This is a genomic window from Luteimonas sp. RIT-PG2_3, assembly GCF_054902115.1.
This window is the reverse complement of sequence record NZ_JBUBPF010000002.1, coordinates 351,179-378,159: the sequence shown is the minus strand read 5'-3', so window position 1 is coordinate 378,159 and position 26,981 is coordinate 351,179. Positions and strand designations below refer to the sequence as shown.

Genomic DNA, 26,981 nt, shown 5'->3' with positions numbered 1-26,981 from the left:
TCTGCAGATGAAAAATGATTACATGGACAGTCCGCGCGCGACGCTGAATATCCAGCGTCGATGCTCTTCGGATTCATTTTATGCCGACATGCTGTGCCATCTTCCCACGAGATCAGGCAGGAGCTTTTCCACCCCCAACCAGAAATCAATTGGGCTGACAGTACCAAGGCATGACATCAGTCAACGCCCTCGCATTGCTGCAACTGCTTTCCCGCATCGTGCGCCAATGCGTATATTGGGTTTTCTTGACGAAAGCATCGTCCTCAACGCCCCGCAGCCAGAAGAGAAACCAGTCGAGGTTGCGTTCGTAGACGGCGAGCTTGTGGCGGGGTTGAAACTTCTGGTGCGGCTCGTGCGGAAAGACATATAGGTCCGCCCGCTGTTCGAGTACAAGTGGGATCACGTAATCTAGCGCATACATGTACTCTTGCTCCGAATGCTGGAAAAGGACCGGTGCGCGAAACCGTTCGATCTTGAAAGCTGGCGACAACGCCTGCCAGCGCTCCGGGGTCTCGTCGATCGCACCCAAACCCCACATGCGGCGCAAGTCATTTCGGAAGCCTTCGCCCTTCATGCTGGAAATCAAATAATAGGTCGGCGATACCACAGGATTAGCCACCGATGCCGCAGCAAGAAGGTCCGATTCTGTGACTGTCCACAAGGTGACTGCTCCGCCAAAGCTCAGTCCTCCCATCCCGACCCGAGCACGATCGATCTCGCCTGCTGCAGACAGCAGGTCAACCGCGCTCTCGACCGCTGAAAGTCCCTGTCCATGCCGCTCGACCGCATCCACGGTGTATCCGGGTAATTGATTGATGCATAGAGCCGCGATACCAGCCTGCGCCAGCGGGATCAACGGCCACTCGTCACCCACACCGCCTCGGACGAATCCCGGGCAACTGTAGTAGGTGACAAACAGCGGCATCGGAGCAGCTCCAACGCGTCGAGTTGAATAGAACTGCCCCGAAAACTGCCGCCCATCGGCGTCTTCCCACTGGAGGAGACGTACCGATAGGGTCCGCGTCATGTCTGACGCGAGCCCCTGATTAGGATCGAAAAGTATGCGACGCCCACCGTTGTCCAAGTCGATTCTTTCGAGGCGCGGAGGTTTATCTGCTTCCGCAGTCACGCAGATAAGTGCATTGGCCGTGACGCCGCACTCGGTCGATGGCGTGCGTCCGCCCGCGATCAAGCCGCGGGATTCCGCGACAAGACGGACCTGGCCAGTGCCAAGGTTCCAGGCGTGAATCGATTGCGCCAGTCCCCGACGCGGATCGGTCACAGTGAAGAGTACTTCGTCGTGATCGGGTCGCCACTGGACGCCGGTCATCGCTTTGTCGGCGCAGTGATCGGAACGGCACTCCACGACATCACGCGCTTTGACCGACAAAAGCACCTCAGGTCTATGCAGTAGCCCGCTACCATCTCCGATACGTGTCAGTAAAGCGACTCGACTACCGTCAACTTCAACGGCAGACTTCCAGGGATCGCCTCGGACCCCCGCAGTGTCCACCGTCGGCGTGGAAAGCGTACGTGTTCCCGGAACGCTCGATGTCTGCCGCTCACCCGTTGCAAGATCAAGTGAGACCCAACGGTCCGGCGCATCGCCCAACAATGCAACGCGGTCGAACCACACCTCAGCAAAGCGCTGCGTCGCCAGCCTTCCTTCGACGTTCCCTGAGCGGAAAAGATTCTGGCCAATAGGCACGGTGCCTTCAATACGGATGCCGCGATCGTATTCAGCCTGCTCGGCCGAACGTACTTCATCGCGCGTCGCGCCCACGCTATACAAAAGAATCCGACCATCACCTTCAAGGGAGAAATCGCGCACGTCTGCAGCGTCATGCGTCATCGGCGCGGCCCCTGAACCATCAGCTGCTGCACGCCACACATCAATTCTGTCGTCGATCAGCGCGCGGTAGTAGATCCACCTGCCATCTGCAGACCAGACGGCGGATGCAGGCAACGTGACCCCGGCGGCGTCTCTCAGTATCGCACCGCCTTCAGCCACACGTCGGGCCGGCGAGCTTCCATCGGTGTCTTGAACGTACCAGATGGCGTCATGGCTATTGAGTTCAATGGAAGCGCGTTCGATCCGATATGCCACCTGCTTTCCGTCAGGCGAAACCATTGGTGCGGAGAAGTCCACCACCTCTAGAATCTGGCGCGACGAGATCGTGATCGCTTGACATGGGCTTGCGACCGCCATCGCCAGTATGCCCCAGGCAAGCATCTTTACCATGAACATTGACATCAGGATTTTTTCCTCATCACGATTTGGATATAGTCGAGTTGGCCGCGCTTCTCACCTTGATGGCAGCAAGCACGCATCAGAGCAAACGCTTCCTTACCATCGCTTCGACAACGACAGACTCAGGAAGCGTCCAATCGCTGAGTAGTTGGTCTGGTCAAATGCTGGAACATAGATCGGCGCGCTGACCACGTTCCGCGGCGGCTCGCGATCAAGCACGTTGTCCACCGAAAGCGCCAGTTCAATTCCCGCCCACAACCCGCTCTCTTCGCGTCCGGCATAGCGCAGCGTGGCGTCAAAAGTGACAAACGAGCTCGTTTTCTGCTGATCGACGAGGTTCGTCACGCCATCCTTGTAGTTACCGAAGACTGATGCCGAGAAACCTCCACGGCTGAATACCCCGCCCATTCGGCTGCTGACTCTCGGTGGATTGAACAATGTTCCTGCAAGGTCGTAGGGAGGCTGGCTCTGGGCCGCGCTGTTCTGGCGGGTACTGTCCAGCCAACTTGCTGCCCCCCTCAATGTCAGACGACCGTCGCCGACGGTGAATCGATACGCAGCCGAAAGGTCGACGCCCCTGATTTCTTGACGAGCGACATTGATGTTGCGTCCCTCGATAATTGCGACCACGTTGGAAATATCAACGGGCGCGCCTGAAAAATTCGAAAAGTTCAGGGCAGAATCGATTTCTTCCGCTACTTCTCCTGAGGCCGGCGCGAATTCGACAAACTCGGCGTGGATCGGGTTGCTCAGTGCCTGCAGCAGACCTCCCCCACTGATCGCCTGCAGCACTCGATCTGTGAAGTCGATCTTGAAGACCGTCAGCTCGGCCTCCAGGCCAGGAAGCTCTTCGGGATGCACGGCCAGCGACGCACTCCATGTCCGCGCCCTTTCTGGCTCCAGATTTGAATTGCCGCCGTGGCGGACAAGTACCGTGGCGCCAGTCAAGTATCCCGTTCCACCCAGTGTCGTCGCCGGATAGAGGTACAGACTCTCGACCCAGTGCTGCTGGAATAGCGTTGGCGCTTTGAATGACCGTCCCCACGAAGCTTTCAAGGTGATATCACTGCTGGGTCCGTAGATCAAACCGAGCTTAGGTGTCGCGACCTGGCCGAAACTGTCGTAGTCCTCGCGACGCACAGCCCCAGTCAGCGCTAACCGATGTACACCGGCGATACTCTGTTCCGGGCCCACAAACGGCAAATTCAGTTCTGCGTAGGCGAAGCTGGAGCTCTCCTCACCCATAGCAGTATTGGTGTTCGTCCGGTAGTTGCGCCATTGAAACTCGTTTCTGCGCTGGCCAACGCCGACAGCAATCCGCGCATCGCCTCCCGCGAGCGCGAATAAAGGCCCTTCCGCATTGGCCTCGTAGCTGAGCACTTCGTTGCAATAGCAATCGTTGCTCGCAACCGAGGATACGCCTGTCGCAAGAACGGTCTGCACACGGTACTGATGGTGCTCATCTTTTCCCCATGACCCACCGATATCAAGTGTCCAATCGCCGGGTAGCAGGAACTGGATGCTGGGCGCAACCAGAGTCGTCGTTGTCTGAGGCGTGACGCGACTGCCGACGTTGTTCCAGTTGTAATACTGCAGCTGGTCGCGACGTGTCCTGAGGGTATCCAGGCGCAACTCGACGCGTTCTCCAAGCGCCTGGTAGGCGCTTAGGAGACCGCTCCGCAGATCGCTTCCGGGGAAAAGTGTCGAAGGATCCATCAGCAACTGGGTGTAGCGGCGCTGCTCGGTATAGATCGGATCGGTGGAGGCGTTTCTGTAGGTCGCGATCAGCCCGCCGCTGGACCAGGTCGTTCCCCCCGTAGCACTGTACTCGCGCGTGGCGAGTCCGCCATCAGTCGCGTGACCATATCGCGCACCGAGCATCAGGCCGTCGAAATCTCGCTTCAGGATCACGTTGGCCACACCGCCGACAGCGTCGGATCCGTAGATCGCCGATGCGCCATCCGACACGATCTCGAGCCGGTCCACCGCCGCCACCGGTATAGCGCTGATATCGACCGACTGGATGAACCCCCCATAGGCCATGCGCCGCCCGTTAAGCAATGTCAGAGTGGCATCAGCCCCCAAGCCCCTCAAGTTGAGGCCCGAGCCCCCCGTCATGTTCTGCTGTGCATCGCCGGCACCCGCGATGTTGCCCGAGCCGGATCCCGGGTTCTGTCCGCCATTGAAGTTCTGCGGAACCGCGCGTATCACTTCGCCCAGATCGTTGAAGCCTTCCTCGAGGATTCTCTCGGAACCGATCGTGGTTGTGGGCGACGGTGTTGAGCCACCACGGATGCGCGTGCCCGTGACGGTAATGCTCGCCAAGTCTTGCGTGCGCGAGATCGACCCCGAGGATGATGACTGGGAGGAAGCTCCGGATGCAGCGGACGCAGGCGTGCTGCCATGTCCCTGCGCATCCTCCGAAAGGGCATCCAAAGCACTCGCCTGTCCCGACACTGCTGCCGGATGCTGCCCCTCAGCTTCGGCTACCGGCGACAACGTCACCGTCTGCGCATCCAGGAACTCATACTTCAGGCCAGATCCCTGCAAAAGTTGCTCCAGGGCTTGGGTTGTTGTCAGCGGCCCGCTCAGCGCGGGCGCGCGCTTTCCTTCAACCAGATCGGCCGAATACACGATCTGCAGCTTCACTTGCTGAGCCAGCAATTTGAGTGCGGTCCCCAGGTCCTGGGCATGAACCTCAATGGCGTGCCGCGCTTGGACTTGCGCCGGCACGGGCGAGGTACCGGCCAACACCAGTATCAGCGCCGCGCACAGATAGGATCGCTTGATCATGAAAAATTTCTCCCCAGGTGATGCCGCCGGCTGTCGCGCGCGGCGTGCCATGTGTGTCACCTGGAGTAAGAGCACCGTTGCGCGGAAAGTGGGTACCTCACTCTCGTCGGATGATGCGGATTTCGCGCGGCGTGCGTTCCACGCGCACGTCCTCGATGCGTCCGACGAAGTGCAACAACGGCTCGGGGCCGGTGGTGTTGAACACGGCATTGACACGCAGTTCGCCCAGCGCGGGATCGTCCAGCACGATGGGAATGCGCTGGTATCTGTTGAACTCCTCCACCACGGATTTCAAGGGTTGCCCTTCGAACACGAGCTCCTGCTGCAACCAGCGAGTGGCAGCGTTGACGTTGGCATCCACGTGTTGCTCGATGATGCCGGCACGGCCGACGATGACCTGCTCGCCTGCCCTGACCGCCACCGGCCTGTTCGCACCCTCAGCCCCGACATCGGACTTACCGATCGCGCCGTCGGTGCGCACCTCCACTTCACCCTCCACCACCGTGACCACGGTGCCGACAGGTTTGCGGTAAACATCGAACTGGGTGCCGACCGCGCGCGTGCTGACTGTATCGCTGCGAACGATGAACGGCCGTTGCGCATCCTTCGCGACCTCGAACAGGGCCTGCCCGTCGACCAGTTCGATCAGACGCTGGTCGGCGCGCATACGCACCCTGACCTGCGAACGCGAGTTCAGGCGAATGATCGACCCGTCGGCCAAGGTGATCACACGCTGCTCGCCGACATCCGTGATGTAGATCAGTGGCTGCTCGATCTGCCACCAAGCCACAGCTCCCCCCAGACCCGCCAGAAGCGCCATTGAGGCCGCAATGGCATATATGCGGTGGCTGCGCTTTCGCTGCGGCGCGATGGATACCGATGTGTCGACGGCCGCGACGACATTTGCGTGCCGTCGCGCCTGATCGGGAAGCGGCAGCACGTTATCGACCCCACCTCCGAGATCCGTTTGCACCGGAAACGCCGGATCGAGGTGTGCGGCATCGCTCCAGAGCCCGGTCACGTCGAGATAGGCGCGCACATGCACCGGCGACGCCTGCAACCAGGCGGAAAACCCGGTGCGGTCTGCCTCCGATACCGTGGATTCGCGCATGATGAGGAACCACTCCGCCGCCGCTTGACTGATCTGCGGCGCAATGTCGTGCGGGTCACGCGACATGGTCGTTGCCTCCCTGCGTGTCGCCCAGGCGTTGATGGCAGTGCGCCATGGCCTGGGACAGGTATTTCTTGACCATATTGGTGGAAATTCCCAGTCGTGCGCCGATCTCCTTGTAGGTCAGGCCGTCGCGGCGATGCCAGACCAGGCAGGCGCGCGCCTTGGGGGAAAGCTGCGTCAGCACGGCCTGCAGCCGCTGCATGCGATCCGCGTCCAGGGCGGCGCGCTCTGGCGTGGCGGTGGCGAACGCATCCGAGTCAGCCGGCAAGGCTTCGAACGGCGTGTCGTCCAGCGCAATGGGGGGCGGGCGCGTCACCCGCTTTAATCTTTGCTCCCGGGCGATATTGCCCGCGATGGTGTACAGATAGGCCTCCGGGGACTGGATCAGCTCGGGCCGGTTGAGCCGAAGCAGGCGCAGATAGACCTCCTGCACCATGTCCGGCGCCTCGGCCGCGTCTGGCAAACGGGAGACGAAGAAACGCAGCAGAGGCCGCCCGTGCAGGGTGGCCATCGTGGTCAAGAACCTGTGCTTCCAGCTTTGGGACATGTCGATCACTGCATGAACAAAACGGTCATCCCGCCGGTAGCCGCTGGCCATGCCGGTCGCACCCAGGAATGTCCCTCATGAACAAGAGTATCCAACAGGGAAATGTGGGTACCTGCGTCCCATTCTTTGGCTGAATGCGTGAACTGAACGCTTTTGCCTCCCCTCAGGCGCAGGCTCAGCCAATTCCTGCCAACCAACAGTGGCACGGAGTTGTGAGACCCTTGGTCTCTCCCCAAGGTAACCGTCTACGGTGCTTATTCCATGACCTATCGCCCGCTCCGCCACGTCGCTCTACTGTTTGCCCTGCTGCTGGCTGCCTGTGGGGGCCCACCGCCCTATACCGGCGGTGATGTGGCCGAACTGCAGCGCATCGACGTGACCATCGGGCAAGGCGATCCCGCTGTCGCGGGTGACGAGGTCAGCGTGCACTACACCGGCTGGCTCTACGACGAGAACGCTGCCGACAAACGCGGCGCCAAATTCGACAGTTCCCGCGATCGCGGGCAGCCCTTCGCGTTCCCGCTTGGCGCCGGCCGTGTCATCCGCGGCTGGGACGAAGGCGTGGCCGGCATGCAGCGCGGTGGCACACGGGAGCTGCATATCCCCGCATGGCTCGGCTACGGTGCAGAAGGCGCGGGCAGAACGATCCCGCCAGGCGCTTCGCTGGTCTTCGAGGTGGAGTTGCTGGATATCCAGAGATAGGACCGCAAAGTTGCGCGAGTGGCGGCGCAGGTCGGCGCGGGTGTCCGAGCGGCCGAAGCCGTCGATACCCAGCACGGTGTCCGTGGCCGGGACGAACGGGTGGATCTGTTCGGCGAAGGCGCGGACGTCGTCGGTGGAGACGACGACCACGGAAAATATGCCGCGGAAAGGGGCCGAGGGCCATTGAGATGCGCCATCAAAAGCCATGGCGGCAACCATCCTTCAAGGCCCATAACACGCGCTAGAGATGAAAATCACCGGACGATTCCGGCTGGTATATCACTCTTTCAATCAGGATACGTCGCGTACGATCTGCAATCCTCCAGTCGATGGCATCGCCTTCCTGATAGCCCAGAATCGCGGCGCCGACGTCGGAGAGAACCGACAGTTTCCCGGAGCGTTCGTCGGCGTCTTGCGGATAGACAAGAGCGACTTCCTTTCGCTCGTCGTCCAACTGCAGAACGACCCTGGAATTCATTGTCACGACATCGTGCGCGACGCGCTTGGGATCAACGACAATGGCTCTCTCCAGCTCGTACTCGAGCTCCACAATTGCCTCCCCTTCCTCGAACTCAATCAGGCTCTGGAGTCGATTTCTGTCCATCTCCGTGACGTAAATGCCGGCAGAGTCTCCAATGGCGCCTTCGCGCAGGAGTTGGAAATACCGGACAGAGGTCATGGCCAGGGAATTGAGCGTTGGTGTTTCGATTTTTGGAAGAAATCCGCAGCGTTCAAACCCCTTGAGCGAGCGCGTGTTGCTCGGCTGAATTTTAGCGGTGACGCCCTCGGCCCGCATGTCGAGGAAGGCGAGCTTCAAACCTTCGCGGATGGTGCTGACGCCAAGCCCCCGCCCCCAGTTGTTCCGATCCCCGATGACCAAGACTATTTCACAGTCAGCGCCTGTCTTGACCAGACGGACGAAGCCGATCGGGATATCGTTTCGGTCGTAAGCCATAAAGAAGCGACCGCCCTGATTGAACAGATGCGTCAGGACCGGCATCTGCGTTCGGCCGACAGCCTGTCCGATGAATCGAGACACGCTACGGGAATCGCTCAGGTAGCGGGTGACGCGTTCATCTTCCAACCAGTCCATCAGGATCAGTGCGTGTGTCCGAGTGATTTCTGGACGCAACGAAACAAAAGGGTTGCTCATCTTCGCTACCTTGGTCGCAAGAATGAAAGCCTGTCACGTCGCTGCTGTGCTGGTTCTTTCGGGTCAACGTTGAGAACTGGAAGGCCGATCTTGCAGAATCCAGCGGCTCCTGAACCGCATTCCGTCTCAACATTCTCCATTTTCTCATAGCTTCATTCAGGAAGGTCACGGAGAGCGATAGCGTCATTGCTATCCCGCACAGCCCCACACAGCGAGTGCGCTATGTCATGCCCCAGTACTTTCTGCACATGTTTCGACGTACTGTCTTACGAAGAAAGCGGCCGCGAACGTCTGATCGACGTGAAAACCACACCTTTCGGTCAGCTCACGCCGTTCTACGTGAGCAGAAACGAACTGGCGCGATCCGAGATCGATGCCGAGATCTATCGGCTGTATCGGATCTTCAATTTCCGCGATCGACCAAGCATGCCGCCATCGGTAGGCTGGTAGAGACCAGACGCCCGGACTGAGATGAATAGGAGCGACTATGTCGATGTAGCAGTTACTAGTCATTTATTGATAACTGACTAGAAATTGCTACATGCGCCAGCCCGATCTCCGACCAGGCTCGAAGAGGCTGTCGCCAAGCGCCAGCCGCTGTTGCGTGCCCGCGATCTGGCGCAATGGGACATCTCGACCGTGATTCTTGGCAGACTGGTCGCGGCCGACAAGCTTACGGAGGCCCTATCGGCCGCAGCATGGAGATCCAATCGCGCGGGAGACCGAAATCAGCGGTTGGAAAATGAACCTGACCCCATTCTTCCATTCTTCCGATGCTTACGCGTATCGACTTCACGCACTGGCCGTCCCGCGGACCGTCAGATCATGCGTGCGGTGCCTGCCGCGATCATCGCCATGGCGACGGCTTCCGCGGCCTTGATGCCATCAACACCTGCCGACAGGATGCCGCCCGCGTAGCCGGCACCTTCGCCTGCGGGAAACAGCCCCAGCGTGTTGAGGCTCTGGCCATCCTCACCGCGCGTCATGCGCACCGGCGATGAGGTGCGTGTCTCAACGCCCGTCAGGATGGCATCGTCCATTGCGAAGCCTTTGATCTTCCGGTCGAACGCCGGTAACGCTTCTCGGATGGCATCGATGGCGTAGCGTGGCAATGCAGTGGCCAGATCACCCGGCTTCACGCCCGGCGTGTACGAGGGCTGCACCGTGCCGAACGCTGTCGATGCGCGCGCACCCAGAAAGTCACCGACCAATTGCCCTGGCGCTTCATAGGTCTCGCCACCCAGCCGATATGCCTGCGCCTCCCAATGCCGCTGCAGCGCGACACCCGCCAACGGACTACCGCTGTTGTCGTACTCGGCGTAATCCTCGGGCGTAACGCCGACCACGATGGCCGCGTTGGCATTGCGCTCGTTGCGCGAATACTGGCTCATACCGTTTGTCACCACACGTCCGGGTTCGCTGGCTGCGGCCACCACGGTGCCGCCTGGACACATGCAGAAGCTGTAAACCGAGCGCCCGTTGGCGCAGTGATGCACCAGCTTGTAATCTGCCGCGCCCAGGATCGGGTGGCCCGCCTGCGGGCCAAAGCGCGCGCGGTCGATGATCGATTGCGGATGCTCGATGCGAAAGCCGATCGAGAATGGCTTGGCTTCCATGAAAACGCCGCGCTCATGCAGCATGAAGAAAGTATCGCGCGCACTGTGCCCCAGGGCCATGACCACGTGGTCGGCGCGAACTTCGCTGCCATCGGCCAGCGTCACGCCGCGCACATGACGCGTGCCAGCCGCATCGGTCTCCACCAACAGATCATCGACGCGATGCGAGAAGCGGATCTCACCACCCAGCGCCACGATATCCGCGCGCATGTTTTCGACCATCGACACCAATCGGAACGTACCGATATGCGGCTTGCTGACGTAGAGGATTTCCTCAGGCGCACCCGCTTTGACAAACTCGGTCAGCACCTTGCGGCCGTAATGCCGCTTGTCGCTGATCTGGCTGTACAGCTTGCCGTCGGAGAAGGTCCCCGCACCGCCTTCGCCAAATTGCACGTTGGACTCGGGATTGAGGATCTTCTTCCGCCACAGACCGAAGGTATCCACGGTGCGCTCGCGCACGTTCTTGCCGCGCTCCAGGATGATCGGGCGCAGTCCCATCTGCGCCAGCACCAACCCCGCAAACAGACCGCACGGCCCCATGCCGACCACGATGGGGCGCAGATCCTGTCGCTCGCTCGCGGTCGCGACCGGCTGATACGTGGTGTCGGGCGCCGGGCCCACCTTGCCATCCAGCGCAGCCTGGTCTGCGGCCAGACGCGCCAGGATGTCGGCCTCGCGCGTGGTCTGCGCATCCACGGCATAGATCAACGCGATCCCACCGCGCTTGCGCGCGTCGTAGCTGCGCTTGGCCACGATAAATCCGCTCAGTTCGTGGGCGGAAATCCCCAGTCGCGCGATGATCGCGGACCGCAGCGCGGCCTCGTCATGGTCCAGCGGAAGCTTCAGATCGGTAACTCGGAGCATGGGAGAGCCTGCCTGGATGGGCACATTCTACTTTGCTGACTGATTCCAGCGGCCATCCAGCCAGCAGCCGCCTGGCAGACCCATCCGGATCGGCTGCCCAGCGCAGGCGGAATGGGGTCAGGTTCATTTTCTCCTACCCCACAGCGCAATCTTCCCCGACGTACCTCCTCAGGCCCGTGAGCCATCATCAAGGACCCACTCGCATGGATGCGACATGGCACGCCTACCCAGACTCGACCTCCCCGGCATTCCCCAGCACATCGTGCAACGGGGCAACGACCGGCAGCCCTGCTTCGCCGACAACGCCGACTACCTGCGCTACCGGCAGGAATTGCGCGAAGCCGCGCACAAGCACGGCTGCGCCTTGCATGCCTATGTGCTGATGACCAATCACGTCCACCTGCTGCTCACACCGGATGCACCGGGTGGTGCGTCGCGCATGATGCAGGCCATCGGACGCCGTTACGTCGGCGCCTTCAACGCTCGCTATTGGCGCACCGGCACACTTTGGGAAGGCCGGTTCAAGTCCGCACTGGTCGACAGCGACACCTACTTGCTCACTTGTTATCGCTACATCGAACTCAATCCGACGCGGGCCTGCATGGTGGCCGAGCCCGGCGACTACCGATGGTCGAGCCATCGATGTAACGCATTAGGCGAACGGGACAACGGGATAACACCACATCCTCGCTATCTGTCGCTGGGTACCGATGCCGGCACCCGGCAGGCGGCCTATCGTGAACTGTTCAAGGCGACTCTGGAACCGACCGATGCCGACGCACTGCGCAGCCATACCCGCCAGAACAAGGCATTCGGCAACGACCGCTTCCGCAGCAGAATCGAAGCACTCATCGGCCGCAGCATGGAGATCCGGTCGCGCGGGAGGCCCAAGTCATCTGTTGAAAAATGAACCTGACCCCTTTTCTTGAGGAACTTGCTGGTTCCGGTGATTTTCCTGCTCACGCATCCATTCTAAAGCTGGCGAAGCGCCTGGTCACTTCTTCCGATGACCATGCCCGCCAGAGCAAGGCATTCGGCAATGACCGCTTCCACAGCCGGATCGAGGCAGTCATCGGCCACAGCATGGAGATCCAGCTGCGCGGGAGACCCAAGTCATCTGTTGGAAAATGAACCTGACCCCATTCTTCCCGCATCAGGCGGTAGTGCGCGCAGGTCGAGGGCCATGCGCTCGAATGGGAGCTTTGCCTCAGCGATTTCGGCAAGCCCGGCGAGCTTGAGCAGCATGGGTCGCGAGAGGCCTGCAATGGTGGCTTTGGTCTCAAGCGGCAGCATCGAGCGCCTCCTGCTCCGGCTCGGCAGTGCCTGTGCCGAATGCCCATCCTTCGAGAACCTCGCGATCCTGTTGATCTCCACGCTCGTAGCGCTGTATCAAAAGATCGAACAAACCCATCTGGCGCTTGCAGAAATCGCTGGTCGGACGGTGACCGATCTCATCGCCTTGGCGGGCGTAGTGCTCGATGGGGTCCGCACCGCACATCGGTACGTAGGCGCAGTCGCTGCATGTGGGTAGCGCTTCCGCCACACCCGCTGCCATCAGCCGTTTCATGGCGGGCGAGGCAAGCCATTGGTCGACCGGCTGACCCACGTGGCCCAGCACGAACCTGGTGTCACCCATTGCAGCAAGCATGCGGGCTTCATCGGACGGGTAGACCTGGCCGTCATAGTCATAAATGACCGCACCAAAGCCGGCACCCGTCGGAGATCGCAGATCCACGTATCCGTGACCGAACGGCCCAAGCAATTGCGATAGCAACAGGCTGGCGAAGGTCTCGTCCATGCTGTAACCAGTACGATTTAACGCAATGAGGTGATCGATCGCTTTCGCATAGAACGAGAGGAAGGCCTCGGTGGAGTAGCCGTTGCGCTCCTTTGTCCGTGCCGCGAAGCCGTAGGGGCTCAAGGGTCGCAGCGAGATAGCGTGCAGCCCGAGCTTGCGATACTCATCGATGATGGCCTGGGGAACTTCCAGGCTGCGCTTGGTCAATGTGGTCAAGGCGGAGACGGCGTCGTCACCCAAGGCTGCTCGCCCACGCTCGATGCCCTCCACGGTACGGCGATAGCTGTCACGTTCTGGACGTGGTCGGTTGGCGTTGTGCAGCCATTCCGGTCCATCCAAAGAGGTCGACAGTTTGAACCTGTGCTCTTGGAAGAACCCGAGTTGCTCATCGGTCAGGTCGTGGAGGGTGGATGCCAGCACGAACCGCAAGCTCCGCTTTTCCGTCGCGTTGCGCGAGACGATGCGTTTGGTGATCGTCTGGACGCGCTCGAAGTGGAGAAGGGGTTCACCGCCTTGAAACTCGATGGTCAGCTCTTGCGAAGGCCATTCGAAAAGCCGATCGACTGCGAGAGCGGCGGCATCGCTCGCCATATCGAAAGCGGTGGCCGCTGTTTGCTGCCGGGAGACCTGGCAGTAGTTGCAAGTGTGATGGCATCGCAGGGAGACCACGAAGATATGGAGTGCAGGGCCACTCAACAGGTAGGACTTGCGCGTCCGATATTGGCTCAGCAGCGGTGCCAGTGAGCTGCGCTGCACGTCCACCACTGCCAGGTGGCGTGCCTGCAGATCGGCCAGCAATGGACCGTCTGCCGCCAGCTCATGCCCCACGAATCTCTCGAACGCATCGCGCTGCATGATGATCCAATCCCCCGCCAGGGAGGATACGAACACCCGCTGCCGATCCCATGGCAGACGACGAAAGCGAAGCGGAAGCAGTCGATAACCTTGCCTGGAGGCTGCGAAAGTCTCGGGGGGCCGGAACTTCACCGCTCGGCTTCCGCAACCCGGGGATGGGCTTCGCGAAGTGCTGCACGGATCAGCTCGGTATGAATGCTTTGAGTTTCTTGACGCACTGACTCGCGCAGCCGCTCGTCAAGCGCATCGTCGCGGAACCGGGCCTCGAGGTCGGCAGGCCGTTCCACACCTTCGCGCACGGTCAGCACAACCCCGACCTCATGCGCATTGGTGCAGAAATCCACGTGGAAGAAATTCGTGTAGCGGTGCGCCGCCCGCGAGATAACGTCTTCGTTGAACAGAAGACGATCAAACCAGATCGTAGAACCCTTCATCGATCACTTCCCCCCTGCCGCCCCCGCGGCAAAAAACACTTTGCGCTCCCGATCTTCTGGATGCAAGTGGCTTGGATCAAAGCAAAAATGCAGCGTAGGCGCTACCGAACCTTAGGATGGGCGCATTTCCTATGACAAATATGCAAAAGGCGGCCAATGGCCGCCTTCTGCTTTCCCTCACCCGCCTTCGGCACCCTCTCCCGCACGCGGGAGAGGGGATGACCGTTACGGTTGCATCAAACCCCAACCGGATTCGGCTTCTCCTGATCCAGCTTGTACAGCTTGATCGCCCTGGCAGCATCCTTGACCGTCATCTTGCCGTCCTTTGCGAGGGCGTCGATCGCGGCGTGAGCGATGTAATAGCGGTCGACTTCGAAGTGGCGGCGCAGGTTGGCGCGGGTGTCCGAGCGGCCGAAGCCGTCGGTGCCCAGCACGGTGTACGTGGCCGGGACGAACGGGCGGATCTGTTCGGCGAAGGCGCGGACGTAGTCGGTGGCGGCGACGACCGGGCCCTGGCGGCCTTCCAGCAGTTCGGTGACGTAGGCCTTGCGCGGCTTCTTGGCTTCGGGGTTGAAGCGGTTGTAACGCTCGGCGTCGAAGCCATCGCGACGTAGCTCATTGAAGCTGGGGCAGGACCAGATGTCGGCGGTGACGCCAAAGTCCTTGTCCAGCAGTTCGGCGGCGGCGATGGCTTCGCGCAGGATGGTGCCCGAGCCCAGCAGCTGCACGCGCAATTCGCCCTTCTTGGGCTTGCCGGCGTCCTTGAGCAGGTACATGCCCTTGATGATGCCCTCGGCCGCGCCTTCGGGCATGTCCGGGTGGCTGTAGTTCTCGTTCATCAGGGTCAGGTAGAAGTACTCGTCCTGCTGTTCGTCGAGCATGCGCTGCATGCCGTACTGCAGGATCACGGTGACTTCGTAGCCGAAGGTGGGGTCGTAGCTGCGGCAGTTGGGGATGGCGCCGGCCAGCAGGTGGCTGTGGCCGTCTTCATGCTGCAGGCCTTCGCCGTTGAGCGTGGTGCGGCCGGCCGTGCCGCCGAGCAGGAAGCCGCGCGCGCGCATGTCCGCGGCCTGCCAGGCGGCGTCGCCGACGCGCTGGAAGCCGAACATGGAGTAGTAGATGAAAAACGGCAGCATCGGCAGGTCGTTGGTGCTGTAGCTGGTCGCAGCCGCCATCCAGGACGCGAACGCGCCGGCTTCGGAGATGCCTTCCTGCAGCACCTGGCCGGTGGTGTCTTCGCGGTAGTACATCAGCTGGTCGCGATCCACCGGCTTGTACTTCTGGCCTTCGGGGGCGTAGATGCCGATCTGGCGGAACAGGCCTTCCATGCCGAAGGTGCGGGCTTCGTCGGCAACGATCGGGACGATGCGCGGGCCGACCTGCTTGTCGCGCAGGGCGATGTTGAGGGCCTGCACGAACGACATGGTGGTCGACATCTCGCGCTCGCCGGTGCTCTTGAGCAGGCGGTCGAAGACTTCGAGCTTGGGCGCGGTCAGGGTCTCGGTGCTCTTGACGCGGCGCTTGGGCAGGAAGCCCTTGAGCTGTTCGCGACGCTCGCGCATGTACTGCACTTCGTCGGACTTCTCGCCCGGGTGGTAGAACGGCACCGCGCCGTCCTTGAGCTGCTCGTCGTCGAGCGGGATCTTGAAGCGGTCGCGGAACGCGCGGACGTCGTCGTCGGCGAGCTTCTTGGTGTTGTGGGTCGGGTTCAGCGCTTCGCCGGCGCTGCCCATGCCGTAGCCCTTGACGGTCTTGGCCAGGATGACGGTCGGTTGGCCCTTGGTCTCGACGGCGTTCTGGTAGGAGGCGTAGACCTTGCGCGGGTCGTGGCCGCCACGGTTGAGGCGCCAGATGTCCTCGTCGGACAGGCTGGCGACCATCGCGGCGGTCTCGGGATACTTGCCGAAGAAATTCTCGCGGGTGTAGGCGCCGCCGAAGGCCTTGCAGTTCTGGTACTCGCCGTCGACGGTTTCCATCATCAGCTTCTTCAGGATGCCCTGGGTGTCGCGTGCGAGCAGCGGATCCCAGTAGCTGCCCCAGATGTTCTTGATGACGTTCCAGCCGGCGCCGCGGAAGGCGCCCTCGAGCTCTTGGATGATCTTGCCGTTGCCGCGCACCGGGCCGTCGAGGCGCTGCAGGTTGCAGTTGATGACGAAGACCAGGTTGTCGAGGCCTTCGCGGCCGGCGACCGAGATCGCGCCCAGGCTCTCGGGCTCGTCGGTCTCGCCGTCGCCCATGAAGCACCAGACCTTGCGGTCGGACTTGGGCATCAGGCCGCGCGATTCGAGGTACTTCCAGTTGCGCGCCTGGTAGATCGCTGCGATCGGGCCCAGGCCCATCGACACGGTGGGGGTCTGCCAGAAGTCCGGCATCAGCCAGGGATGCGGGTACGAGGACAGGCCGCGGCCGTCGACTTCCATGCGGAAGTTGTCGATCTGCGATTCGCTGATGCGGCCTTCGAGGAAGGCGCGGGCGTAGACGCCCGGCGAGCCGTGGCCCTGGATGTACAGCAGGTCGCCCGGGTGGTCGCCATCCTGGCCGCGCCAGAAGTGGTTGAAGCCGACGTCGTAGAGGGTAGCGCTGGAGGCGAAGCTGGCGATGTGGCCGCCGAGGTCGCCGGGCTTGCGGTTGGCACGGACGACCATGGCCATCGCGTTCCAGCGGATGATCGAGCGGATGCGCCATTCCAGCGTCTGGTCGCCCGGGAACTTGGGCTCAAGGTGCGCGGGGATGGTGTTGACGTACTCGGTGGTCGGCGCGAACGGCAGGTGGGCGCCGGCGCGACGGGTCAGTTCGACCATGTTCTCGAGCAGCTGGTGGGCGCGCTCGGGACCGCCGGCGTCGATGACCGCCTTCAGCGATTCAATCCACTCGCGGGTCTCGGTGGGATTGGGGTCGTTCTGTAGTACGTCGTTCAACCAGTTCATGCCTGCTCCGTCAACCGCATCGCTTCTGAAATAGCGAATCTTGAGTTAGTGAATATCGAATTAGAGCCCGGATTCTAGCAGGCGCGACGCGTTCTTCATTGCGCGTGAGACGGCTCGAATGCACTTGCTGCACCGCAACAAACACGATGTCCCGCGACAGCACGGAACAGGTCGGGGGACAAGCCGCCGGCAGCTGCCGGCAAGCCTGCGCGGGGGCTACGACCTTGGTCGAATACGGATGGTGAGCGCGGCCGATTTCAACGGCAGGTTGCTTATCGACCGGCCTTTCCCGCAGCATCGCCCGGTCCACCGTCCCAGGATCCGATCCGAGCCGATGCCCCCGTCCCTGCCCACCTTCCTGTCCGCGCGTTGGCAATGGCCGGCGATGGCCCTGGCGATCGCCGCGATCGTCATCGCCCCGTTCCTGTTCATCCGCTGGACCACGCTGGAAGCCGAGGAGGCCTCGCGGGCGGTCAAGCACAGCCGCGAGGTCGAGTCGCGGATGCTGTGGATCGCGGCCGACACCCGCAGCCTCGAGGCCGCGGCGCTGACGCTGACGCGCGGTATCGACAGCCCACTGCTGCAGGAACGCATCCAGCAGGCGCATGCGCGGGTGCAGCCCAACCTGGAGCGGGTGCTGGAGCTGACCCGCGACAACCCGGACCAGCAGGTCCGGCTGGGCGCGCTGCGCAGCCATGTCGAGGAGCGCACGGCGCGGGCGATGGGCGTCATTGCCAAGCACGGCAAGGCCGGCGACGAAGAGATCGACGACATGATCCGGCTGTACCCCGTGCATCGCCTGATCGACGGGTTCCTGAAGGAAGAACAGTTGCTGCTGGAGGAGCGCGTGGTACGCGCCGACCGTACCAGCCTGTACGCGACGATCACCGCCTGGGTGGCGATGGTGGCGCAGTTGGCGCTGCTGGGCGGTGCCGGCTGGTTCGCCCGCCGCCAGTGGGGGCGCCGCCAGGAGGCCGAGGGCCATGCGCAGCGCGCGAGCCATCGCGCCGCCGCGGTGCTCGACACCGTGCGCGAGCCGATCGTACTGGTCGACGGCGAGCAGCGGATCGTCATGCACAACGCCGCGTTCGCCGAACTCTATGGCGTCGAGGGCGACATGCGCGGCCAGCCGCTGGCGCAGATCGGCGATGGCGCCTGGGACCATGCGGAGACGCTGCGGCGCCTGCACGACGTACTGGCACGCGACCGCGAGCTGTGGGACTACCAGCAGCTGCAGCGCAGCGCCGACGGCGCCGAGCGCACGATGCTGATCAATGCACGGCGGATGCCGCTGCCGGACCGCGACGAGGAGGTCGCGCTGGTCACCGCATCCGACATCACCGCACAGGCGATCAACGAGCGCCAGGTGCGGGAGCTGAACCAGCAGCTGCAGGGCAAGGTGGAGCAGGTCTCGGACGTCAACCGCGAACTGGAGGCCTTCAGCTACTCGGTCTCGCACGACCTGCGCGCGCCGCTGCGGCACATCGCCGGCTTTGCCGACAAGCTGGGCCGACACCTGGGCGACGGCCTGGACGACAAGAGCACGCACTACCTGGGCGTGATCGCGACGTCGGCCAAGCGGATGTCGGCACTGATCGACGACCTGCTGGTGTACTCGCGCCTGGGCCGCAGCGCGCTGCGCCTGCAGGGCGTGGACATGCAGTCGCTGGTGGCCGAGACCCGGGCGATGCTGGACAGCGCCAGTTCCAGCGAGCAACCCGGCCATCACATCCATTGGCGTATACAACCGTTGCCGGTGGTCGTCGGCGACGAGAACATGCTGCGCCAGGTCTGGCAGAACCTGCTGGGCAACGCGGTCAAGTACAGCAGCAACCGCGAGCCGGCGGAGATCGAGGTCACCTGCCGGACGCTGGAGGGCGGTGGCCACGAGTTCACCGTCCGCGACAATGGCGCTGGATTCGACATGCAGTACGCAGGCAAACTGTTCGGCGTCTTCCAGCGCCTGCACTCGCCCAGCGAGTTCCCGGGTACCGGCGTGGGGTTGGCCAGCGTGCGTCGCGTGCTGGGCCGCCACGGCGGACAGATCCGTGCGGAGGCCGAACTCGGCCAAGGCGCCACCTTCCATTTCACGTTGCCCGCCCCCGGCGAGGTTGGCAGCAACCAAGGATCCAAGCCCAATGAGTGAGCTGCGCACCATCCTGCTGGCCGAAGACAATCCGCACGATGCCGAGATGGCCATCGATGCGCTGCGCGAGGCCCACTTGGCCAACCCGATCGTGCACGTCGAGGACGGCGTCGATGCGCTGGACTACCTGTACCGTCGCGGCCAGTTCGCCGGCCGTCCGGAAGGCAACCCGGCGGTGCTGCTGCTGGACATCAAGATGACCCGCATGGACGGGCTGGAAGTGTTGCAGCGGATGCGCGACGAGGAAGCGTTCAAGCGCATCCCGGTGGTGATCCTGTCGTCGTCGCGCGAGGAAAGCGACCTGGCGCGCAGCTGGGACCTGGGCGTCAACGCCTATGTGGTCAAGCCGGTGGACGTGGACCAGTTCTTCGAGGCGATCCGCACGCTCGGCCGGTTCTGGGCCGTGCTCAACGAAGTGCCCGGCGCAGACTGATCCCGTGCCCAAGCCCGAAAGCGGTGCCGATGCCGCGTCGCAACGCTGGCGGGTGCTGATCGTCGACGATTCGGTCGTCGACGCCGAGCTGACCGAGTTCACGCTGCGCGACGATGCAGCGCTGGACGTGGATGTCCTGCGCGTGGACAACGCCCCGGGGCTGCGCGATGCATTGTCGGGATTCGACCCGCACCTGGTGCTGTCCGACCTCAACCTGCCGGGCTTCTCCGGCGACGAGGCGCTGGACATGGTGCGCGCGTTCCGACCGGAGCTGCCGGTCGTGGTGCTGACCGGCGCGCTGCTGGCCGGCCAGGTCCCGCCGCCGGCCGATGCGCTGGTCCTGAAGGATGAGCCGGAACGGATCGCCGAGGTGGCGCGGAAGCTGTTGAAGGTCTAGCGGTTTCGCGGCCGTGGCCGCTCCCACAGGATAACGGCCCATCATTGCCCGGGCGCGTGGCGACGCGTTCGTCACCACGTACCCGGCATGTCCCCACTGGCCCTCAGCTACGCTGCTTCCGCAACTGCGACTCCACCGCCGCGATGGCCGTCATGTTGATGACGCGACGCGGAGTGGCCGCAGGCGTCAGCACGTGCGCCGGCTTGTTGATGCCCATCAGGATCGGGCCCAGCGCAACGCCGTTGGTCATCACCCGGATCATGTTGTAGGTGATGTTGGCGGCATCGAGGTTGGGCATCACGAACAGGTTCGCGCGCCCGGTCAGGCTGGTATTGGGGAACATGCGCCGGCGCAGGTCTTCATCCCAGGCGGTGTCGGCCATCATCTCGCCGTCGACTTCCAGCTTGGGCATGCGCTTGGCCAGGATCTCGCGGACCTGGCGCATCTTGCGGGCGCTGGCGTCGTCGTGGCTGCCGAAGTTGGAATGCGACAGTAGGGCGATCTTGGGATCGATGCCGAACAACTTCAGCCGGAACGCCGCCTGGATGGTGCTGTCGGCGATCTGCTCGGCGGTCGGGTCGGGCTGGACGTGGGTGTCGACGAAGAACCACATGCCCTGCTCGTTGACCACGCCGGTCATCGCCGAGGTGCTCTGCACGCCCGGGTCCAGCGAGAACACGCTGCGCAGGTAGCCGAGCTTCTTGTGGAAGCGGCCGACCAGGCCGGTGATCATCGCGTCGGCTTCGCCGCGCTCGACCATGATCGCGGCGATCAGCGTGGGCCGCGAGCGGATCAGCGTCTTCGCCGAGTCCGGGGTCACGCCGCGGCGCTCGGTCAGCTGGTGGTAGTGCTGCCAGTAATCGTTGAAGCGCGGGTCGTCGAGCAGGTTGGTCAGTTCGAAATCGACACCGGCGCGCAGGCGCAGGCCCAGGCGCTGGATGCGCGATTCGATGACCTCGGGGCGACCGATCAGGATCGGATGCGCCAGGCCTTCATCGACCACGGTCTGCACGGCGCGCAGCACGGTCTCTTCCTCGCCCTCGGCGTAGACCACGCGCTGGCGGTCGGCGCGTGCGCGCTCGTAGATCGGCTTCATCACCAGGCCGGTGCGGTGGATGAACTGCGCCAGCTTCTCGCGGTAGGCGCGCATGTCCTCGATCGGACGCTGGGCGATGCCCGAGTCCATCGCGGCCTGCGCCACGCAGGGCGCCAGCATGACCAGCAGGCGCGGGTCGAACGGACGCGGGATGATGTATTCGGGACCGAAGGTCGGCACGTCGCCGCCATAGGCGCTGCCCAGGTCACTGGACTCGCTCTTGGCAAGGGTCGCGATCGCGCGCACGCAGGCCAGCTTCATCGCTTCGTTGATGCCGGTCGCGCCGACGTCGAGCGCGCCACGGAAGATGTACGGGAAGCAGACCGCGTTGTTGACCTGGTTGGGGTAATCCGAGCGGCCGGTCGCGATGATGCAGTCCGGGCGCACGCGCTTGGCGTCCTCGGGCAGGATTTCCGGGTACGGGTTGGCCAGCGCCAGGATCACCGGACGCTCGGCCATCGTGGCGACCATCTCGGGCTTGAGGATGCCGCCGGCCGACAGGCCCAGGAACACGTCGGCGCCGTCGACGATCTCGGCCAGCGAACGCTTGTCGGTCTTGCGCGCGTAACGGGCCTTGTCGGGGTCGAGGTTGGGGCGGTCGGCGTGGATCACGCCTTCGCGGTCGAAGGCCAGGATGTTCTCGGGCTTCAGGCCCAGCGCGACCAGCATGTCCAGGCAGGCGATGCCGGCGGCACCGGCACCGGTGGTGGCCAGGCGCACGTCGCCGATGTCCTTGCCGGCCACTTCCAGCGCGTTGAGGACCGCGGCGCCGACGATGATCGCGGTGCCGTGCTGGTCGTCATGGAAGACCGGGATCTTCATGCGCTCGCGCAGCTTGCGCTCGACGATGAAGCACTCGGGGGCCTTGATGTCCTCGAGGTTGATGCCGCCGAAGGTCGGCTCCAGCGAGGCGATGATGTCGACCAGCTTGTCGGGGTCGTTCTCGTCGATCTCGATGTCGAACACATCGATGCCGGCGAACTTCTGGAACAGCACGCCCTTGCCTTCCATGACCGGCTTGGAGGCCAGCGGGCCGATGTTGCCCAGACCGAGCACGGCGGTGCCGTTGCTGATGACCGCGACCAGGTTGCCGCGTGCGGTCAGCTCGCTGGCCGTGCGCGGGTCGGCGACGATCTCCTCGCAGGCGAACGCGACGCCGGGCGAATAGGCCAGCGCCAGATCGCGCTGCGTGAGCATGGCCTTGGTCGCGGTGACCCTGATTTTTCCGGGCGGGGACAGCCGGTGGTAGTCGAGTGCGGCCTTGCGGAATTCATCGTTGTTCGACATCAGGTCACGGGTACTTTCAGCAGCGCGGTGGGTTTCGATTCTACCCCTGCCGCGCGCGGTGCGGGCGGCAGAAAGCGGAACCGGAAAGCCCATGCGCAGCAGTGCGTGCCGTCGCGCATGGACGTTCGGTCGGGTATGGATCAGGCGGGCACGATCGCGGACATGCTTAGAACACGACCTGGGCACGCACATTGACGGTGTTGCCGCTGTCGCGGCCCTGGTAGGCGCCGACCTGGTTGTCGGTGGTCCAGTGCACGTAGTTGAGCATCAGCCGCGACCAGTTGTTCAGATACCAGTTAACGCCGAGGGTCCAGGCATCGCCCTCGCCGCCGCGGGCGGCGTCGGTAAAGTCGAACTTGTCGTAGCGGGTCGCCAGTTCCCACGCGCCGATGCCGCCATCGGTGACCGGCCGCGCGACCCGGGTGGTGCCCCAGACGCCGGAGCGGGCGCTGAAGCCGGACTTCTCGCCGGTGATCAGCCAGCCGGCATAGAGCGAGGTGGCCTCCTGGTCGATCTCGCCGACGGTGCGCGAGCGGATGGTGCGGCGGGCGTGTTCGCCGAAGGCCCAGAAGTTGCGCCAGGTGCCGCCCAGCTCGGCGCCCCAGATCTGCTCGCGGGTGACATTGGCGATCGAACTCGCGGAGACGCGGATGTTGTCGTTGAAGCTCGATGCGATGCGCGGGGTCTTGTTGATGCTGGCGACATCGGCGCCGAAGTCCTCATAGACCAGCCAGCCGCCGACATGCAGGAAGCCGGCCGGACGCTTGATCGGATTCCAGTGGGCGCGCGTGGTCCAGGTCAGCGAGTCGCTCTGGGCGCCGTCGTTGCCGATGTCGTCGCCGGTCAGGCCGAGGCTGTAATGCCAGTTCTGGCCGACCAGCTTCATCTGCCCGCCCATGCCGAAGTAGCCGCTGTTGGGCGAGCCCACCGAGGCGACCGCGTTGCGCTCCATGAAGGGCGTACGGGTCAGCGTGGTCGAGCCGTCGATGCTGCGGTCCTTGAGCTTGTTGCCGACGTAGAACTCGGCCGGCAGGTTGCCCAGGCGGGTATCCCACGACAGGTAGGCATCCTTGATGCTGACGGCGTTGTCGGCCAGCTCCGCGTCGATCTTGTAGCCCAGCGGGCCCATGCTGCCCTCGGCGCCGAGGCGCACCTGGCGCATCTCGGTGCCGCCGATGTTGCGGGCGTCGAAACGCGAGCCGCGGGTCGACGAGAAGTCGGCCATGATCCGGCCGCGCGGATGGAAGGTGAAGCTGCGATCGCCGTTGCGCAGTTCGGGGCCGCCGCGGCGCCAGCTGGTGTTGCCGCCGCCACTGCCGCCGCCGGCCGCCAGCTGTGCGACCTGGGCCTGCAGGATCGCGAGGTCGTCGGCACGGGTGTCGGCGATGGCGGCGGCCACCTGCGCGTCCACGTCGGCCTTCGACCGGGCCTCGGCATCGAGGCCGTTGGTTGCAGCGGCAACGGATGCAGGACTGGCGGCGTTCGACGCGGCTGCGCCCCCTTCGATCGCCGCCAGGCGCTGGCTCAGGGCCTGCAATTGCGCGGCCTGTTGTTGCAATTGTTCCGATTGCAGGCGGATCAGTTCGCGCAGTTCGGCGTCGGATGCGGTGTCGGCGGCCAGGGCCGGCAAGGTGGCCAGTCCGAGCAGCACGCTGGCGGCCAGCGCGCGGGAATGGGAATGTGTCATGTCAGTCTCCGGAATGTGTGCAGGACGGGCCTGTGTTTGGCGCGCCTGTGTTTGGCAGGCATGTCGTTGGCAAAAGGCGTGCCGGCGTGGTGTCTCGCGCGCGGCGTGGTCGGCCTGCCGGGTTCAGTCGCCTTCGTCCTCGGTGTCGGCATCGTCTTCGGCCGGGGCAGCGACGGGCAGCGGCAGTGCGGTTGTCGTCGCGGGCTGCCCGGTCAGCGGCTGCAGGCCGGTCGCGGGACCGAGCACGCCATGCAGGCGCGCCCAGGTCGCGAACAGCCGCGGCCACTGCGCGACCTGGGTGCCGGGCCGGCCCAGCCCCCAGCTGTGTCCGCCGCGTTCGAACAGGTGCATCTCCACCGGTACCTTGTGGCTGCGCGCGGCCTGGTACATCGCCAGGCTGTGGCCGACGTCGGCGATCGGATCGTCGGCGGCATGCACCAGGAACACCGGCGGCATATCCGGACGCACATGCGATTCCACCGAGTAGGCCTCGACGGCATCGGCCTGGGTGCCGAGTTCGCGACGCGTGCGCGTGGTGTCGTACGGCGCGCGCAGCGTGACCACCGGATACAGCATCGCCAGGAAGGCCGGCTTCGACGATTGCTGGTCGGCGGCATCGAGTGCCGGGTAGAAGTCGTGGTCGAAGCGCGTGGCCAGGATGCCGCCGAGGTTGGCGCCGGCGGACGAGCCCATGACGCCGATGCGGGCCGGATCGATGCCGAGTTCACCGGCATGCGCCCGCAGCAGGCGCAGCGCACGCTGGCCATCGGCGAACGGTGCCGAGGCCGGCCAGCCATCGGCCGGCATGCGGTAGTACAGCACCGCGCTGGTCACACCGAGCGAGGCCAGCCACTGCGCCATCGGACGTGCAGCCGTGCCGACCTGGATACGGAAATAGCCACCGCCGCCGAGGATCAGCACGGCGCTGCCATTGGGATGCGCAGGACGGTGGATCTCCATGCGTGGTTCGGAGACGCGGCTGACCGCGCCCATCGAAGCACTCTCGTTGCCGACCACTTCGGGGCCCTGGACGACCCTGGGCAGGTGGCCGTCGGGCCACAGCGGCATCATCTGCACACTGCCCTGCTGGGCGAGTGCGGGAAACGCGCAGGCGCAGAACGCCAGCACGGCCAGCCAGCGGCTGGCGCGTTTGAGGGTGGAACTCATGTTGGATCTCCCTGGTGAAGTCTTGCCGGTATCGCGTGTCGGTCGTGCTGTTTTGATGTTGCTGTTTTGATGTTGCTGTTTTGGTCTTGCTGTTCTGGTGCTGCTGTTCTGGCGAAGCTGCTTGCGAAAAACCGTTGCGGTGGCGCTTCTTGTTGTTGTGTGACTTGTTGTTGTTCTTGTTGACGCGGGGTCTTTCAGAAAATTCCTGTGCTTGCCCGGCTGTCTTCGTGCGTTCTTGCCGGGCGCGCTGCCGCGTGGAGGCGCTGGCGCCGACTCAGGCGCGCGGACCTGCGACCGGATCGGTGGCCAGTACGTCGACCGGGGCGACGGCCGGTACCTTCTCCAGCGGCGCATGACCATCGAGCACGCGCGCCAACTGGTCGCGGTCGAGCGCGTTCTCCCAGCGCGACACCACGACGGTCGCCACGGCATTGCCGATGAAGTTGGTCAGCGAGCGGCATTCGCTCATGAAGCGGTCGACGCCGAGGATCAGCGCCATGCCCGCCACCGGCACGGTCGGCACCACCGACAGCGTGGCCGCCAGCGTGATGAAACCAGCGCCGGTGACGCCGGCTGCGCCCTTGGAGCTCAGCACCGCCACCAGCAGCAGCGTGACCTGCTGGCCCAGGGTCAGGTCGACATTGGTGGCCTGCGCGATGAACAACGCGGCCAGGGTCATGTAGATGTTGGTGCCGTCGAGGTTGAACGAGTAGCCGGTCGGTACGACCAGGCCGACCACCGACTTGCGGCAACCGGCCTTCTCCATCTTTTCCATCAGCGACGGCAGCGCCGACTCCGACGACGACGTGCCCAGCACCAGCAGCAGTTCGGCCTTGAGGTAGCGGATCAGCTTGAGGATGGAGAAGCCGCACATGCGCGCCACCAACCCGAGCACGACCAGCACGAACAGTAGTGACGTGATGTAGAACGTGCCGACCAGCCAGGCCAGGTTGACCAGCGACGACAGTCCGTACTTGCCGATCGTGAAGGCCATCGCGCCGAAGGCGCCGATCGGCGCGGCGCGCATCAGCAGGTGGACGAGCTTGAACACCGGCAGCGTCAGCGCTTCCAGGAACGACAGCACCGGCGCGCCGTAGTCGCCGACCATCGCCAGCGAGATGCCGAACAGCACCGCGACCAGCAGCACCTGCATGATGTTGCCGGAGGTGAACGCGCTGACCAGCGTGTCGGGGATGATGTCGAGCAGGAAGCCGGTCAGCGTCAGGTCGTGCGCCTTCTTGGTGTACTCGGTGACCTTGGAGACATCCAGCGTGGCCGGGTCGATGTTCATGCCGGCGCCGGGCTGCACCACGTGCGCGACGACCATGCCGATGACCAGCGCCAGCGTCGAGAAGAACAGGAAGTACGCCATCGCCTTGCCAAACACGCGGCCGACGCTGGACAGCTGCTTCATGCCGGCCACGCCGGTAACGATGGTCAGGAAGATCACCGGCGCGATGATCATCTTGACCAGCTTGATGAAGCCGTCGCCCAGCGGCTTGAGCTGCTCGCCGATGGCCGGTTCGAAGTGGCCAAGCAGGATGCCGGCGGTGATCGCGACCAGCACCTGCACGTACAACTGCCGATACCACGGCAGGGACACGGGGGCGGCAGCGATCTGGGCATCGGCGGGAGGCATGTGCAGCTGCAT

At 63.7% G+C, this 26,981-nt stretch carries 21 protein-coding genes; 7 read left to right on the top strand and 14 right to left on the bottom strand.

Annotated elements, in window-relative coordinates:
* Positions 1 to 145: 145 nt before the first annotated feature.
* From ACYX7E_RS04450 to ACYX7E_RS04435, 4 genes are all read right to left on the bottom strand, one after another.
* Entirely contained in the window at positions 146 to 2,254 is a 2,109-nt protein-coding gene (locus ACYX7E_RS04450) for an Atxe2 family lasso peptide isopeptidase (protein ID WP_462079354.1), read from the bottom strand.
* A gap of 93 nt (positions 2,255 to 2,347) precedes the next feature.
* Positions 2,348 to 5,044, bottom strand: coding sequence for a TonB-dependent receptor domain-containing protein (locus ACYX7E_RS04445; RefSeq protein ID WP_462079353.1), 2,697 nt, complete (start codon positions 5,042 to 5,044; stop codon positions 2,348 to 2,350).
* 97 nt (positions 5,045 to 5,141) lie between these two features.
* Positions 5,142 to 6,221 carry a FecR family protein gene (locus tag ACYX7E_RS04440; RefSeq protein ID WP_462079352.1) on the bottom strand — a complete coding sequence of 360 codons (1,080 nt, stop codon included), beginning with the start codon at positions 6,219 to 6,221 and terminating at the stop codon, positions 5,142 to 5,144.
* Complete coding sequence (locus tag ACYX7E_RS04435; RefSeq protein WP_462079351.1) at positions 6,211 to 6,816, bottom strand: RNA polymerase sigma factor; 606 nt, start codon at positions 6,814 to 6,816, stop codon at positions 6,211 to 6,213. The genes ACYX7E_RS04440 and ACYX7E_RS04435 overlap by 11 nt, the downstream gene beginning before the upstream one ends.
* 210 nt (positions 6,817 to 7,026) lie before the next feature.
* Here ACYX7E_RS04435 and ACYX7E_RS04430 point away from each other — a divergent pair, with 210 nt between their 5' ends.
* Positions 7,027 to 7,467: an FKBP-type peptidyl-prolyl cis-trans isomerase gene (locus ACYX7E_RS04430; protein WP_462079350.1), complete on the top strand. Its 441-nt coding sequence runs from the start codon at positions 7,027 to 7,029 to the stop codon at positions 7,465 to 7,467.
* A gap of 241 nt (positions 7,468 to 7,708) precedes the next feature.
* On the opposite strand, the gene ACYX7E_RS04425 is transcribed toward ACYX7E_RS04430, so the two are convergent.
* A complete protein-coding gene (locus ACYX7E_RS04425; RefSeq protein ID WP_462079349.1) occupies positions 7,709 to 8,620 on the bottom strand; it encodes a bifunctional GNAT family N-acetyltransferase/nucleoside diphosphate kinase regulator in 912 nt (303 codons plus the stop codon).
* Between the two features lie 222 nt (positions 8,621 to 8,842).
* On the opposite strand from ACYX7E_RS04425, the gene ACYX7E_RS04420 reads away from it, so the two are divergent.
* On the top strand, positions 8,843 to 9,070 hold the full coding sequence (locus ACYX7E_RS04420; protein ID WP_462079348.1) for a protein NO VEIN domain-containing protein: 228 nt from the start codon (positions 8,843 to 8,845) through the stop codon (positions 9,068 to 9,070).
* A 368-nt stretch (positions 9,071 to 9,438) separates the two neighbouring features.
* Here ACYX7E_RS04420 and ACYX7E_RS04415 read toward each other — a convergent pair whose 3' ends face one another.
* The gene (locus tag ACYX7E_RS04415) at positions 9,439 to 11,103 is read right to left on the bottom strand and encodes an NAD(P)/FAD-dependent oxidoreductase (RefSeq protein ID WP_462079469.1); all 1,665 of its coding nucleotides are present in this window, start codon (positions 11,101 to 11,103) and stop codon (positions 9,439 to 9,441) included.
* Positions 11,104 to 11,317: 214 nt separating this feature from the next.
* On the opposite strand from ACYX7E_RS04415, the gene ACYX7E_RS04410 reads away from it, so the two are divergent.
* Positions 11,318 to 12,013 carry a transposase gene (locus ACYX7E_RS04410; protein WP_462079347.1) on the top strand — a complete coding sequence of 232 codons (696 nt, stop codon included), beginning with the start codon at positions 11,318 to 11,320 and terminating at the stop codon, positions 12,011 to 12,013.
* Positions 12,010 to 12,234, top strand: coding sequence for a hypothetical protein (locus ACYX7E_RS04405; RefSeq protein WP_462079346.1), 225 nt, complete (start codon positions 12,010 to 12,012; stop codon positions 12,232 to 12,234). Before ACYX7E_RS04410 ends, ACYX7E_RS04405 begins: the two co-directional genes overlap by 4 nt.
* On the opposite strand, the gene ACYX7E_RS04400 is transcribed toward ACYX7E_RS04405, so the two are convergent.
* From ACYX7E_RS04400 to aceE, 4 genes are all read right to left on the bottom strand, one after another.
* Positions 12,217 to 12,396 carry a hypothetical protein gene (locus tag ACYX7E_RS04400; protein ID WP_462079345.1) on the bottom strand — a complete coding sequence of 60 codons (180 nt, stop codon included), beginning with the start codon at positions 12,394 to 12,396 and terminating at the stop codon, positions 12,217 to 12,219. The genes ACYX7E_RS04405 and ACYX7E_RS04400 overlap by 18 nt on opposite strands.
* The gene (gene hxsB, locus ACYX7E_RS04395; RefSeq protein WP_462079344.1) at positions 12,383 to 13,888 is read right to left on the bottom strand and encodes a His-Xaa-Ser system radical SAM maturase HxsB; all 1,506 of its coding nucleotides are present in this window, start codon (positions 13,886 to 13,888) and stop codon (positions 12,383 to 12,385) included. The genes ACYX7E_RS04400 and hxsB overlap by 14 nt, the downstream gene beginning before the upstream one ends.
* The gene (locus ACYX7E_RS04390; RefSeq protein WP_462079343.1) at positions 13,885 to 14,190 is read right to left on the bottom strand and encodes a hypothetical protein; all 306 of its coding nucleotides are present in this window, start codon (positions 14,188 to 14,190) and stop codon (positions 13,885 to 13,887) included. The genes hxsB and ACYX7E_RS04390 overlap by 4 nt, the downstream gene beginning before the upstream one ends.
* A 236-nt stretch (positions 14,191 to 14,426) precedes the next feature.
* On the bottom strand, positions 14,427 to 17,117 hold the full coding sequence (gene aceE, locus ACYX7E_RS04385; protein ID WP_462079342.1) for a pyruvate dehydrogenase (acetyl-transferring), homodimeric type: 2,691 nt from the start codon (positions 17,115 to 17,117) through the stop codon (positions 14,427 to 14,429).
* A gap of 334 nt (positions 17,118 to 17,451) precedes the next feature.
* On the opposite strand from aceE, the gene ACYX7E_RS04380 reads away from it, so the two are divergent.
* From ACYX7E_RS04380 to ACYX7E_RS04370, 3 genes are read left to right on the top strand one after another with little or no spacing between them, the layout of a single operon-like run.
* A complete protein-coding gene (locus ACYX7E_RS04380; RefSeq protein ID WP_462079341.1) occupies positions 17,452 to 19,263 on the top strand; it encodes a sensor histidine kinase in 1,812 nt (603 codons plus the stop codon).
* Positions 19,256 to 19,696 carry a response regulator gene (locus ACYX7E_RS04375; RefSeq protein ID WP_462079340.1) on the top strand — a complete coding sequence of 147 codons (441 nt, stop codon included), beginning with the start codon at positions 19,256 to 19,258 and terminating at the stop codon, positions 19,694 to 19,696. The genes ACYX7E_RS04380 and ACYX7E_RS04375 overlap by 8 nt, the downstream gene beginning before the upstream one ends.
* A 4-nt stretch (positions 19,697 to 19,700) precedes the next feature.
* Positions 19,701 to 20,093, top strand: coding sequence for a response regulator (locus ACYX7E_RS04370; protein WP_462079339.1), 393 nt, complete (start codon positions 19,701 to 19,703; stop codon positions 20,091 to 20,093).
* A 103-nt stretch (positions 20,094 to 20,196) separates the two neighbouring features.
* On the opposite strand, the gene ACYX7E_RS04365 is transcribed toward ACYX7E_RS04370, so the two are convergent.
* From ACYX7E_RS04365 to ACYX7E_RS04350, 4 genes are all read right to left on the bottom strand, one after another.
* Positions 20,197 to 22,476 carry an NADP-dependent malic enzyme gene (locus tag ACYX7E_RS04365; RefSeq protein WP_462079338.1) on the bottom strand — a complete coding sequence of 760 codons (2,280 nt, stop codon included), beginning with the start codon at positions 22,474 to 22,476 and terminating at the stop codon, positions 20,197 to 20,199.
* A 166-nt stretch (positions 22,477 to 22,642) separates the two neighbouring features.
* Complete coding sequence (locus ACYX7E_RS04360; RefSeq protein WP_462079337.1) at positions 22,643 to 24,163, bottom strand: OprO/OprP family phosphate-selective porin; 1,521 nt, start codon at positions 24,161 to 24,163, stop codon at positions 22,643 to 22,645.
* Between the two features lie 123 nt (positions 24,164 to 24,286).
* Positions 24,287 to 25,330 carry an alpha/beta hydrolase gene (locus ACYX7E_RS04355; protein WP_462079336.1) on the bottom strand — a complete coding sequence of 348 codons (1,044 nt, stop codon included), beginning with the start codon at positions 25,328 to 25,330 and terminating at the stop codon, positions 24,287 to 24,289.
* Between the two features lie 274 nt (positions 25,331 to 25,604).
* The gene (locus ACYX7E_RS04350) at positions 25,605 to 26,981 is read right to left on the bottom strand and encodes a dicarboxylate/amino acid:cation symporter (protein WP_462079335.1); all 1,377 of its coding nucleotides are present in this window, start codon (positions 26,979 to 26,981) and stop codon (positions 25,605 to 25,607) included.